Raw genomic sequence first — 12,512 nt, 5'->3', positions numbered from 1 at the left:
GAAGTCCCCGTATTCCTTAGAATGACGCGATGAACTCAAGACCTCCAAGTGACCGTGGACAGGGCCGCAAGCCCATTGATGCAGCCGGTGAATTGATGAAGTCGCGTCCCATTCGGATGACCGATGCAGAGTGGGAGAAGTGCAAGCGGCTTGGCGGGGCCGCATGGGTCCGCGAGAGGATCAAGAAAGCTCAGGAGCCGGTGGGGGAATAGGGGCTACCGAAGTCCCAGAGTCGTCCAATCCAGCTTAGCGACCGCTGCGGCCAGCGTGGCGGTATCCGCGTGCGTGTACCGGCCTTGGACGGTGCCGCTTTCGTGGCCGACCAACTTGTCGATGATTTGTTCATTGATGCCTGCGGCGGCCAGCATGGACCGACCGTTATGGCGCAGCGAATGGAAGGTGAAGCGCTCGTCAAGCTCGACGCCAGCGCCTTCGCGCAGCTTCAGGAAGTCGAGGCCCGCGAGGTCACCTGGGCGGCGCTTACCGCGCTGAACGAACTTAGGGAATACGAACCGCCCACCGGCCTTCCTGGCGGACTCTACAAACTCCAGGAACCTTAGGTCAATCAGGTGCTGATGGATTGGGATCAAGCGCTCCCCGGCCTTGGTCTTGACCGTGCGGTTCTGGTGGCCTTCGGTCCTTCTGTCGTGGACTTCGATACACCACACACCGTCAATTTGCTTGATGTCAGTGAGCTCCAATTGCGCAAGCTCACCGATACGGGCGGACGTGTAAAGGCCAAGGGGCAGCAGCCACCGGCCTGCGTCAGAACGCGCGTTGTTCGTCTCTACCAGCTTCTTCAGGTCTTCCGTACGCCAGGGGAGGCGCGTCGTACTATCGCTGGTGTCGATCTTCAGCCCGGCCCAGGGGTTGGCCTTGAGCTTCCCGGCGTCCACTGCGACATTCAAGAGGGCTTGAAGGGGGGCTATCAGGTTTTTGACGGACTGGCCTTTGATGCCTGTTGCGACGAGGTGTGCCCGCAGCTTGGCGCCGTGCGTGCGGTCCAGCTCGGAGAGTGGCACATCGACGCCAGCCTCTGCCAGCAGATTCAGAGCGCGGTCTGTGATTTTGATGGCGGGGCGGGCGCGGGCTTTGATCGCGAGCCAGTCCGCTTTGATGTCCTTGAGGTGCGCGGCGGCCTCGACCATTCCTGACGCATTTGGCGTCATTTGCGCAGTCTCGGGAGATGAGGCGGGCTTTGGTGGCGTTGGAACGACCAGGCCTTGATCCCGCTGCACCGCGATTTCACGTGCGCTGCTATAGGCGGCCAAGCACTCGTGCAGGAGTTGGACACCATCTGCCGTCTCATAGTCGATTGCGAGACCCAGGCGTTTCACGATGGGTTGCACTAGGAGGATCACCACTTCGAGATTGCCGCTGGCGAGGGCCGCACGGACCACCTCCCTCCGACGCAAGTTGAATGCAGCGCGGGCAGCGACGGTCGATGGTGCCAGGGGCCTCAACGAGCCTACCGGAGGCGCTTCGGGACGGGCGGGCAGCGAACCGTCCTCAAGTTGATACACGGCGGTAGCGGGGCTGTAGAACCTCGTGGTCGCATCTTTGTGCAAGCGTTGCGCTGCGTCTTCTGAGGCCTCTGCTTCTAGCAGGGTGCCCACGATCAAACTACGGACCTCGGGAGCGATAGAAGCCAGCTTGGGCGGGGACAATTCTCGGCGCTGCCGTAGAAACTGGGCTTCCAGATCGGCCCGCTTAGCCGCTGCAGAGACTCGCGCGACCTGTGGGTCGCTGGTGCCCAGAGACCCGTTGAACGCTATGCGTTTTCCGCCGTAGAAGGGGGCCTGCAGGTCTAGCGGCGCGATCACGCGCAGCCACCACATTCCCCCACGCTGAAACAAACCCGGTATTTTCGATGCCATGTGCTCTCCGATGACGATATTTACGATCTGTCATCGGGCCGAGTGCTACAGCTGGGTGCCACAGTTATCGCGCCGCAGGCCGCATGAATGCTGGCTCCGAGGGAGAACTGTGGCACTGTTGATAGTTGACGAGCCTTACCCCTGGCACTGACTACGCAGTTAGGGCTGCTTGGTTCCCCACCTGACCCGGTTGGCCACTTCACCATGCAGGGAGGCCCGTCAGCACGCATTGTAACCCCCAGGATGCGCGCACTTCGTGTCGCTTCTCCTTCCCCCTGCTGGGGGCGACACCTGAGGCCCCGGCGAAGCCGGTTCCTCGGTGTCCCACGAAAAGGCGGGCCTTTTTGATTGCGGGGTAGGGCTGAGGGCCGGCGCCGTGCCTTTTAGAATGCCCGCAATGTCTTATCTCGTGCTCGCTCGCAAGTTCCGTCCGAAAACCTTCGGTGAGATGGTCGGTCAGGGGCATGTGGTTCAGGCGCTCGAGAACGCGTTGACCACGCAGCGCCTGCATCACGCCTATCTTTTCACCGGCACCCGGGGTGTCGGCAAGACCACGGTCTCGCGGATTCTGGCGAAGTCACTCAACTGCCAGGGGCCGGACGGGCAGGGCGGCATCACGGCCACGCCGTGTGGCGTGTGCCAGGCCTGCCGCGACATCGACTCGGGTCGTTTCGTGGACTACACCGAGCTCGACGCGGCCTCGAACCGCGGCGTGGACGAGGTGCAGTCGCTGCTCGAACAGGCCGTCTACAAGCCGGTGCAGGGGCGCTTCAAGGTCTTCATGATCGACGAAGTGCACATGCTCACGAACACCGCGTTCAACGCGATGCTGAAGACGCTCGAGGAGCCGCCCGAGTACCTCAAGTTCGTGCTGGCCACGACCGATCCGCAGAAGGTGCCGGTCACGGTGCTGTCGCGCTGCCTGCAGTTCAACCTGCGGCCGATGGCGCCCGAGACGGTGCTCGAGCACCTCACCAGCGTGCTGCAGACCGAGAATGTCCCGGCCGAGCCGCAGGCGCTGCGCCTGCTGGCGCGCGCGGCGCGCGGCTCGATGCGCGACGCGCTCTCGCTCACCGACCAGGCCATCGCATTCGGCAACGGCGAGCTGGTCGAGGCCGGCGTGCGTCAGATGCTCGGCAGCGTCGATCGCGGCCATGTGTTCCGCCTGATCGAGGCGCTGGCGCAGGGCGATGGCAGGACGGTGGTCGAGACATCGGAGGCGCTGCGCGTCGACGGTATGTCCGCCGCTTCCACGCTCGAGGAAATGACGGCGGTGCTGCAGGCCATGGCCGTGCTGCAGGCCGTGCCCTCGCGGGCGGAGTCGGCCGATTCCGCCACCGACCCCGACGCTGCAGACACCGCGCGCCTTGCCGCGCTGATGCCGGCCGACGAGACGCAGCTGCTCTACAGCCTGTGCCTGCATGGCCGCGGCGAGCTGGGCCTGGCCCCCGACGAGTACGCCGCCCTGACCATGGTGCTGTTGCGGCTATTGGCCTTCAAACCTTCCAGCGCGGTTGCTTCGACGGCCTCCCCGGAAAAAAAAACTCTGAATGAAGCTGCGGCCGTGGCGCCGGTAGCTCCGGCGCGCACCGTGCCACCTGCTCCGGCCCCGGCGCCGGTGGCTCGCCACCCGGTCGAATCGCCTGCTGCACCCGCGCCAGCGCCTGCCCACGCTGCCTCGGTTCCCGCCGGCCATCGCCTCGCCGTGGTCGACGAACCCCGGCAGGCCGAACCCCGCCCCGGCGCTGCCGCCGAAGCACCCGCCCGGGTTGTCGGCGTGCCCATCCGCGTGCAGCCTCCGCCCAGTGCCCGCGACACGCCACGCGCCGACGAGCCGCGCAGCACATTCACCCCCATTCCGACCAGCGAAGACGGCGATTTCTGGTACGCCACGGTCTCCCAACTGATCGCGGCCGAGGCCATCGCCGCCTTGGCGCGTGAACTGGCACTGCAATCGCAGCTGGTGGGCCGCGACACCGATCAGTGGCTTCTGCGCATCGAGCGTGAAACGCTCAACCAGCCATCCAGCCGCGAAAAGCTGACGGCTGCGCTGGGCAGCCTGGGCCACGACGTCAAGCTCGCCATCGAGATCGGCAGCGTGGTCGACAGCCCCGCGCGCCGCAACAAACAGGCCGCGGACGAGCGGCAGCGCGTGGCCGAAGAGGCCATCCTCAGCGACCCCGAAGTGCAGGCGCTGATGCGCGACTTCGATGCGAAGATCGTCCCTGGCACGCTGAAACCAGCCTGAGCTTCCGTCTCTCTTATCCTTCACCCACTTTCCAACCAGACACAGGACCAACGATGTTCAACAAAGGACAACTGGCCGGCCTCATGAAGCAGGCGCAGGCAATGCAGGACAACCTCAAGAAGGCCCAGGAAGAGCTGGCCCACATCGAGGTCGAAGGCGAATCCGGCGCCGGCCTCGTCAAGGTCGTCATGACCTGCAAGCACGACGTCAAGCGCATCACCATCGACCCCAGCCTGCTGGCGGACGACAAGGACATGCTCGAAGACCTCGTGGCTGCCGCCTTCAACGCCGCCGTGCGCAAGGCCGAGGAAACCAGCGAGCAGAAGATGGGCAAGCTGACGGCCGGCATGCCAGGTCTGCCGCCAGGCATGAAGCTGCCGTTCTGAGCGAGCGGTCGCAATAAATGGCAGACGCCAGTTCGCTCGACGCCTTGGTCGATGCGCTGCGCCGCCTGCCCGGTGTCGGCGTCAAGTCGGCCTCGCGCATGGCATTCCACCTGCTGCAGCACGACCGCGAGGGCGCACAGCTGCTCGCACGCGCACTGCAGCAGGCCGCAGGCCACGTGCGGCATTGCGAGCGCTGCAACACCTTTACCGAGGCGCCGGTCTGCAACGTCTGCCTCGACACGCGGCGCGATGCGAGCAAGCTCTGCGTGGTCGAGACGCCGGCCGACCAGGCCGCGCTCGAACGCACCGGCGCGTTCCGCGGCTATTACTTCGTGCTGATGGGCAAGCTCAGCCCGCTCGACGGCATCGGGCCGAAGGACATCGGCCTGCAGAAGCTCTTCGACCGCGCGCGCGACGGCACGGTGAGCGAGGTCATCCTCGCCACGAACTTCACCGCTGAGGGCGAGGCCACCGCGCACGTGATCGGCGAAGCGCTGAAACAGCACGGCCTGACCGTGACGCGCCTTGCACGCGGCGTGCCGGCAGGCAGCGAGCTCGAGTACGTCGATCTCGGCACCATCGCCCATGCCCTGGTAGATCGCAGGTAGCGCGCACAGCGTTGTCTGGGCACTCGCGTTTCCGCTCGATATCGCAATACTTTTTCCGGCGTGATGAAGCCTTGGCGAAGGCTTCTCGGAGAGGCCTTCGTGCTTACGTGAAAACCCGCACGGGATCACCCCGATGCAGCCGTGTGGTGCGGCCCCTAAGCTCGATTCAGTTCTTACGAGTCACAGAGCCAACGGGCAACGTTTCATGCTTCATCGCCGCACTCTCATTTCAGCTACTGCCGCCATTGCCGCTGCAACCATCGCGTTGCCGCGTGTCTTTGCGCAGCAGGCGAAGCTGGAGAAGACGAAGATCTCCATCGCGGTCGGCGGCAAGGCGGCGTTCTACTACCTGCCGCTCACCATCTCGGAGCAGCTCGGCTACTTCAAGGCCGAAGGGCTCGATGTGGAGATTTCCGATTTCGCCGGCGGCGCGCGTGCGCTGCAGGCGGTGGTCGGCGGCTCGGCTGATGTCTGCTCGGGCGCTTACGAACACACCATCAACCTGCAGGCCAAGAACCAGTTTTTCCAGGCCTTCGTGCTGCAGGGCCGTGCACCGCAGATCGCGGTGGGCGTGTCGACCAAGAACATGGCCGGCTACACCGGCATCCAGGATCTCAAGGGGAAGAAGATCGGCGTCTCCGCGCCGGGCTCGTCGACCAACATGGTGGCCAACCTCGTGCTCTCGCGCGGCGGGCTCAAGGCCAGTGACGTGAGCTTCATCGGCGTGGGCGTGGCGGCCGGCGCGCTCACCGCGCTGCGCTCGGGCCAGATCGACGCCATCAGCAACACCGACCCGGTGATGACGATGCTGGAGCAGAAGGGTGACGTGAAGATCATCAGCGACACGCGCACGCTCAAGGGCACGCTGCAGGTGTTCGGCGGCACGATGCCGGCGGCCTGCCTGTATGCGTCGAGCGAGTTCATCCAGAAGAATCCCAACACCTGCCAGGCGCTGGCGAATGCCATCGTGCACGGCCTGAAGTGGCTGCAGACGGCGGGGCCCGGCGACATCATCAAGACGGTGCCCGAGACTTATCTGCTCGGCGACCGCGCGCTGTATCTTGCGTCGTTCGACAAGGTGCGCGAATCGATCGCCACCGACGGCCTCGTGCCGGTCGACGGCCCCAAGACGGCGCTCACCGCGATCGCAAGCTTCGATACCACCGTGAAGGCCGACAAGATCGACCTCGCGAAAACCTACACCAACGATTTTGCTAGGCGCGCGAAAGACAGGTTCAAAGCCTGATTCCGAACGTCCCCGCGACCCGGCCTCGGCCGGGTTTTTTACGCCATGTCCGATTACGCACTCGAACTTCTCTCCATCAGCTGCACCTTCCATTCGAAGGACGATCCGGGCCAGCGCTACACGGCGGTGGCCGACACCACGCTGCGCATCAGGGCAGGGGAGTTCGTCTCGGTGGTCGGACCCACAGGCTGCGGCAAGTCGACGCTGCTGAACGTGGGCGCGGGCCTGCTCGAGCCCTCTTCGGGCACCGTGAAGGTCTTCGGCCAGACGCTCGAGGGCATCAACACGCGCGCCGGCTACATGTTCCAGACCGAGGCACTGATGCCCTGGCGCAGTGCCGTCGACAACGTGATGGTGGGCCTGCAATACCGCGGCGTGCCCGATGCCGAGGCGCGCGAGCAGGCCGAGGCCTGGCTCTCGCGCGTGGGGCTCTCGGGCTTCGGCGACCGCTATCCGCACCAGCTTTCCGGCGGCATGCGCAAGCGCGTGGCGCTGGCGCAGACGCTGGTGCTCGACCCCGACATCATCCTCATGGACGAACCCTTCAGTGCGCTCGACGTCCAGACGCGCCAGCTGATGGAGAACGAGGTGCTCGACCTCTGGAGCGCGAAGAAGAAGGCGGTGCTGTTCATCACGCACGACCTCGACGAGGCCATTGCGATGAGCGACCGCGTGGTGGTACTGTCGGCCGGCCCTGCGACGCACCCTATCGGCGAGTTCGCCATCGACCTTGCAAGGCCGCGCGACGTGGCCGAGGTGCGCACGCAGCCGCGCTTCGTCGAGCTGCACACCCAGATCTGGGAGGTGTTGCGCGACGAGGTGCTCAAGGGTTATGCGCAGCAACTGAGGAAGGCCGCCTGATGCCGCGCCTCGGACTCAATGAACGCAACGCGCGCTTCTGGCAGCTGGCGCTGCTGGTGGTGATCCTGGTGGCTTGGCACATCGCCTCGCGCAACCAGCAGTTCGCCTTCTTCCTCGGCGAGCCGATCCAGGTGGCGGGCCGCATCTGGAGCTGGTTCCTGCCTTTTGAACTGCCGGCCAATGCGCTCTTTCCCGAAGGGCTGAAAGGCAATGCCGACATCTACCAGCACCTGGGCACCACGCTGCTGGAGACGGTGCTGGCCTTCGTCATCGGCACAGTGCTGGGCCTGGCCTGCGGGCTGTGGCTGGCGCTCGCGCCCACGGCGAGCCTGATCCTCGACCCGTACATCAAGGCCGCCAATTCGATGCCGCGCGTGATCCTCGCGCCCATCTTCGCGCTGTGGTTCGGGCTGGGCATCTGGAGCAAGGTGGCGCTGGCGGTCACGCTGGTGTTCTTCATCGTGTTCTTCAACGTCTACCAGGGCGTGCGCGAGGTGAGCCCGGTGGTGCTGGCCAACGCGAAGATGCTGGGCGCCAACCAGCGGCAGCTGCTGCGCACGGTGTACCTGCCGAGCGCGACCAGCTGGGTGTTTTCCAGCCTGCACACTTCGGTCGGCCTGGCCTTCGTGGGTGCGGTGGTGGGCGAGTACCTGGGCTCGGCGCGGGGCGTGGGTTATCTGATCCTGCAGGCGGAGGGCACCTTCGACGTCAACACGGTGTTCGCCGGCATTGTGGTGCTCACGGCCTTTGCGCTGGCGCTCGACGGGATCGTAGGGCTCATCGAAAAGCGCCTGATGAAGTGGCAGCCGAAGACCGGCGAGACCGAAAAGCTCTAGAGCCCTCATGCGATGATCCTGCGCGGCGCTGAGGAGTGCCGCAACGATCCACGGGGGTAAACGAACAATGAGCCACGACCACAAGCGGGCCACGACCTTGCGCTCGCGCGACCAGGCCGCCAAGGTTTCGAACGAAGAGCTGTTCTTCGACCTGGTCTACGCGTTTTCAGTCACGCAGCTTTCCCACTACCTGCTGGACCACCTCACGCTATTGGGGGCGCTGCAGACGCTGGTCATGTGGTTCGCCGTCTGGCTGGGCTGGCAGTACACGGCCTGGACCACCAACTGGTTCAACCCCAGCGCGCTGCGCATCCGCGGCGTACTGTTCGCAATCATGCTGCTGGCGATGGTGATGGCCTCGGCGCTGCCAGGGGCCTTTGCCGAGCGGGGACTGGCGTTCGCGCTGTGCTTTGTGGGCATCCAGGCGGGGCGCACGCTCTGCATGCTGATCGCCATCGGCCCCAACGATCCGCTCACGCCCAACTTCCGCCGTCTGCTGGCCTGGAACTGCGTGGCCGGGGTGTTCTGGATTGCCGGTGGCCTGGTCGACGGGCCGGCGCGTCTCGCACTCTGGTTCGGCGGCGTGCTGTGCGAGTACATCGCACCGATGATCGGCTTGCGCTTTCCGGGCCTGGGCCGTTCGCTGACCAGCGACTGGACCATCGACGGCGGCCATCTCGCCGAGCGCTGCCAGCTGTTCGTGATCGTCGCGCTGGGCGAGTCGGTGCTGGCCACCGGCATCGCCTTCGGGCACCACCCCGAATGGCACGGGAGCGATCTGTTCGCGCTGCTCGTGGGCTTCGCGGGCAGCCTGGCGATGTGGTGGATGTATTTCGACACCAGCGCCAAGGAGGCGACCCACGTCATCGAGCATGCAGCGGACCCGGGCGGCGTCGGCGCCAAGTTCCACTACACGCACGTCATTCTGGTGGCGGGCATCATCGTCTGCGCTGTGGCGGACGAGCTGACGATCGGAGAGGGCTCGCACCATGCCGAACTCAAGTACCTCGGTGCGCTGATCGGCGGACCGGCGCTCTATCTGTTCGGCAATGCGCTGTTCAAGCGCGTGGTGCGCGGCTTCCTGCCGCAATCGCATCTCTATGGGCTGGGCCTGCTGGCGGTGCTTGCGGTCTTCGCGTCGCACATGACGGTGATGGTGGTGGGCACGCTCACCACGGTCATCATGATCGCCGTGGCCGCGCTGGAGGCGGTGGTACGCCGCAGGGCGTGGGCCGCCAAGGCCCACTGAAGCGCGACCAGCCTTAGCGCTTCTTCTTTGCCGGCGTGCCGCCGCGCTTCTCGCGCACGACCTGCTGCTTGCTGCTGGCGGGCACCTTGGCCACATTGGAGCCCCGCGGCGCGGCCGCCTTCGAGGACGCACCGCCACGGCGTGCGGGAGCGGCCGTGACATGCGACGTCTGCACGGGCCGGATGCCGGTGCCCGCGCGGGTCGCAACCGTCGCGCGAACGGGCAGATACACCACCACGCTGTAGCCACGCTTGAACGCGTGATTGGGCTTCACGTCGTTCCACTCGGCCACGTTGGCCGGCTTGAGGTTGTAGCGGCGCGCGATGCTGGCAACGCTGTCGGCGCGCCCGGCCTTGACGGTCGTGCGGCGCGTGACGATCTCGGGCTGGAAGCTCAGGTGGCCGCCGTCGGCCACCACGGCCGCCACGTCTTCCTTCACGCGGGCGCCGCGCGGCACGATCAGCGTCGAGCCGGCCTTGATGAGCATGCGCGGCGGCACGTTGTTCATGGCGCGCAGGTCGGCTTCGCTCATGCCCGAGCGCTGGGCTGCGTCGGCCACCGTCATGGTGTTGGGCACGACCCAGGCGGTCCAGCTGGCGTACTGGCCCTGCGAATAGGCATCGAAGTTGCGCTGGAACACGGCCGCGTTGTCCCACGGCAGCAGGATCTGCGGCGTGCCGGCCGCGATCAGCACGGGTTTGTGCGCTGCGGGGTTGAGCGCGCGGAAGTCGTCGAGCCGAACGTCGGCCAGCTTGGCGGCGAGCTCCACGTCGAGGTCGCGCGTGAGCGTGACGGTCTGGAAGTACGGGTGGTTGGCGATCAGCGGCAGTTCGGTGTTGAAGGCCTGCGGGTTCGCCACGATGTTCTTCACGGCCTGCAGCTTGGGCACGTACATGCGCGTTTCGGCGGGCATGGTGAGGTCGCTGTAGGTGGTGGGCAGGCCCAGGCGCTGGTTCTTGGCGATGGCGCGGCTCACGCTGCCTTCACCCCAGTTGTAGGCGGCCAGGGCCAGTTGCCAGTCGCCGAACATGCCGTAGAGCTTCTGCAGGTAGTCGAGCGCGGCGCGGGTGGAGGCCACCACGTCGCGGCGGTCGTCACGGAAGATGTTCTGCTTCAGGTCGAAATCGGTACCGGTGGCCGGCATGAACTGCCACATGCCCGCGGCGCGCGCGCTGGAGATAGCCTGAGGGTTGAACGCGCTCTCGATGTAGGGCAGCAGCGCGAGTTCGGTCGGCATGTTGCGCCGCTCGAGTTCCTCGACGATGTGGAAGATGTACTTGTTCGAGCGCTCCGTCATGCGCTGGATGTAGTCGGGCCGGCTGGCGTACCACTGCTCGCGGTCGCGCACCAGGTCGCTGTCGAGGTTGGGCATCTTGAAGCCGCGGCGGATGCGGTCCCACATGTCGACCGGCGGCGCGAGCGTGACCACGCTCTGCGAATGGGCCTGGCCGCTGGGGAGGGGGGAGAGCGAGTCGCGCGGGTAGATGGGGGCCGCGCTGCCGGCGACCTTGGAGCCGGTGCCGCCGGCCTGGGGTGACGATGAAGAAGAGGGGGAGGAGCTGTTGTTGTTCGTGCCCGCGCAGCCCGCGAGCACCAGTGAACCTGCAAGGCAGGTGGCAGCGATAAATTTCATCGGAAGTCGTTTTTCCATTGGCGCAGTGCGGCAAACACGTCGGCTTCGGCTGCATCGGCAGCAAGCTCGGCGTGGGCACGCACCGCTCTAAGGACAGTGGCTTCGCGGCTGCGAAGAAAGGGGTTGACCTGGCGTTCGATCGCCAGTTGTGACGGCAGCGTGGACTGCCCCTTCGCGCGCAGGCTTTCGCAGCGCGCGTTGTAGTGACTCAGTTCGGCGTTGGCCGGTTCCACCGCCTGGGCGAAACGCAGGTTAGAAAGTGTGTACTCGTGAGCGCAGCAGACGCGCGTGTCGCCGGGCAAAGCGGCGAGCGCATCGAGCGAGGCCAGCATTTGCGCAGGCGTGCCCTCGAACAGCCGTCCGCAGCCACCGGAGAACAGCGTGTCGCCGCAGAACAGCAGCGGTGCGTCGTTGAGCGCGGTTTGCGCGGCGGGGAGGAAGTAGGCGATATGGCCGGCGGTATGGCCCGGCACGTCGATGACCTCGAAGCGCAGGCCGAGCACTTCCGCGATGTCGCCCTGCGCCAGCGGCGTGTACGGCTCGGGAATGCGCTCGCGTGCGGGCCCCCAGACCGGGGCGCCGGTGGCTGTATGCAGCGCAGCCACGCCCCCCGTGTGATCGGGGTGGTGGTGCGTGACTAGAATCGCGGCCAGCTGCAGCTTGTGGCGCGCCAGCGCGTCGAACACCGGTTGGGCATCGCCCGGATCCACCACGATGGCGTGGGACCCGTCGTGCAGCATCCAGATGTAGTTGTCAGCGAAGGCGGGCAGCGGAACAAGGGTCATGAGCGGTCAAATTATAGGTTTGCAGGATTGGTTCGCGACCCCCCCGGGGCGCTACCTTCTGGCTTGGGAGCAGGCCCAGTTCGATCAGGCGGTGGCCGATGTGTTCGGCTATCACGCGCTGCAGCTGGGCGCGGCAGAGGTCGACGGGCTGCGCGCCAACCGCATGCCGCACCGCTGGCTGGCGCTGGACGACCCCGCCCGCGCCAGCAAGGCAACGCTCCTGACCGACTTCGCGGCGCTGCCTTTTGCAGCCAACAGCCTCGACCTGGTGGTGATGCCGCACGCGCTCGAACTGAGCCCCGACCCGCACGCCACCCTGCGCGAGGTCGAGCGGGTGCTGGTGCCCGAAGGCCGCGTGGTGATCTGCGGGCTCAACCCCGCCAGCCTCTGGGGCATGCGGCAGCGCCGCGCGCACATCTACCGCCGGCTGGGCATCGGCGATCTTTACCTGCCCGAAGGCGGGGAGTTCATCGGCTACTGGCGCATGCGCGACTGGCTGCGCCTGCTGAGCTTCGAGGTGGAGTCGGGCCGCTTCGGCATCTACCGGCCGGCAGTGCGCAGCGAGGCCTGGCTGGAGCGCTCGCGCTGGATGGACGCCGCCGGCGAGCGCTGGTGGCCGATCTTTGGCGCAGCCTATTTTTTGGTCGCTGTGAAGCGGGTGCGCGGCATGCGCCTGCTGAGCGCCGACTGGCGGCGCGCAGGCGCCCGCGCCACCGCGCCCGTGCCCATTGCCGGCAAGGTGCATCGCAGCGAGCCGAACAAGAATTGAAACGATCGAAATCG

Annotated in this window: 11 protein-coding genes and 1 other RNA gene; 8 read left to right on the top strand and 4 right to left on the bottom strand. The window is 66.1% G+C overall.

The window, feature by feature from the left end:
• Window positions 1-215 precede the first annotated feature (215 nt).
• Window positions 216-1,877 carry a site-specific integrase gene (locus tag BMW87_RS06090; RefSeq protein ID WP_093074985.1) on the bottom strand — a complete coding sequence of 554 codons (1,662 nt, stop codon included), beginning with the start codon at window positions 1,875-1,877 and terminating at the stop codon, window positions 216-218.
• 124 nt (window positions 1,878-2,001) lie between these two features.
• An RNA gene (ffs, locus tag BMW87_RS06085) (signal recognition particle sRNA small type) lies at window positions 2,002-2,098 on the bottom strand.
• A 176-nt stretch (window positions 2,099-2,274) separates the two neighbouring features.
• Here ffs and dnaX point away from each other — a divergent pair.
• The 7 genes from dnaX (at window position 2,275) to BMW87_RS06050 (ending at window position 9,311) form a co-directional block, all read left to right on the top strand.
• Window positions 2,275-4,125 carry a DNA polymerase III subunit gamma/tau gene (gene dnaX, locus BMW87_RS06080; RefSeq protein ID WP_093074982.1) on the top strand — a complete coding sequence of 617 codons (1,851 nt, stop codon included), beginning with the start codon at window positions 2,275-2,277 and terminating at the stop codon, window positions 4,123-4,125.
• Window positions 4,126-4,178: 53 nt separating this feature from the next.
• Window positions 4,179-4,511 carry a YbaB/EbfC family nucleoid-associated protein gene (locus tag BMW87_RS06075; protein ID WP_007836669.1) on the top strand — a complete coding sequence of 111 codons (333 nt, stop codon included), beginning with the start codon at window positions 4,179-4,181 and terminating at the stop codon, window positions 4,509-4,511.
• Between the two features lie 17 nt (window positions 4,512-4,528).
• Window positions 4,529-5,119 (top strand): recombination mediator RecR, encoded by a 591-nt coding sequence (gene recR, locus BMW87_RS06070; protein WP_093054337.1) that lies wholly within the window; start codon window positions 4,529-4,531, stop codon window positions 5,117-5,119.
• Between the two features lie 205 nt (window positions 5,120-5,324).
• Window positions 5,325-6,365: an ABC transporter substrate-binding protein gene (locus BMW87_RS06065; RefSeq protein WP_093054339.1), complete on the top strand. Its 1,041-nt coding sequence runs from the start codon at window positions 5,325-5,327 to the stop codon at window positions 6,363-6,365.
• A 45-nt stretch (window positions 6,366-6,410) separates the two neighbouring features.
• On the top strand, window positions 6,411-7,226 hold the full coding sequence (locus tag BMW87_RS06060; protein WP_093054341.1) for an ABC transporter ATP-binding protein: 816 nt from the start codon (window positions 6,411-6,413) through the stop codon (window positions 7,224-7,226).
• On the top strand, window positions 7,226-8,062 hold the full coding sequence (locus tag BMW87_RS06055) for an ABC transporter permease (protein ID WP_093054343.1): 837 nt from the start codon (window positions 7,226-7,228) through the stop codon (window positions 8,060-8,062). The genes BMW87_RS06060 and BMW87_RS06055 overlap by 1 nt, the downstream gene beginning before the upstream one ends.
• A gap of 67 nt (window positions 8,063-8,129) precedes the next feature.
• The gene (locus BMW87_RS06050; protein WP_093074979.1) at window positions 8,130-9,311 is read left to right on the top strand and encodes a low temperature requirement protein A; all 1,182 of its coding nucleotides are present in this window, start codon (window positions 8,130-8,132) and stop codon (window positions 9,309-9,311) included.
• A 13-nt stretch (window positions 9,312-9,324) separates the two neighbouring features.
• On the opposite strand, the gene BMW87_RS06045 is transcribed toward BMW87_RS06050, so the two are convergent.
• Together BMW87_RS06045 and gloB are read right to left on the bottom strand one after the other, a co-directional pair.
• Entirely contained in the window at window positions 9,325-10,944 is a 1,620-nt protein-coding gene (locus tag BMW87_RS06045; protein WP_093074976.1) for a transglycosylase SLT domain-containing protein, read from the bottom strand.
• Window positions 10,941-11,729: a hydroxyacylglutathione hydrolase gene (gene gloB, locus BMW87_RS06040; RefSeq protein WP_093074973.1), complete on the bottom strand. Its 789-nt coding sequence runs from the start codon at window positions 11,727-11,729 to the stop codon at window positions 10,941-10,943. Before gloB ends, BMW87_RS06045 begins: the two co-directional genes overlap by 4 nt.
• Here gloB and BMW87_RS06035 point away from each other — a divergent pair.
• Entirely contained in the window at window positions 11,728-12,498 is a 771-nt protein-coding gene (locus BMW87_RS06035; RefSeq protein ID WP_256216672.1) for a class I SAM-dependent methyltransferase, read from the top strand. The genes gloB and BMW87_RS06035 overlap by 2 nt on opposite strands.
• The last annotated feature ends 14 nt before the right edge of the window (window positions 12,499-12,512 follow it).

It is taken from the genome of Variovorax sp. OV084, from assembly GCF_900111625.1.
Taxonomy (GTDB): Bacteria; Pseudomonadota; Gammaproteobacteria; order Burkholderiales; family Burkholderiaceae_C; genus Variovorax.
This window is presented reverse-complemented; position numbering and strand designations above follow the sequence as displayed.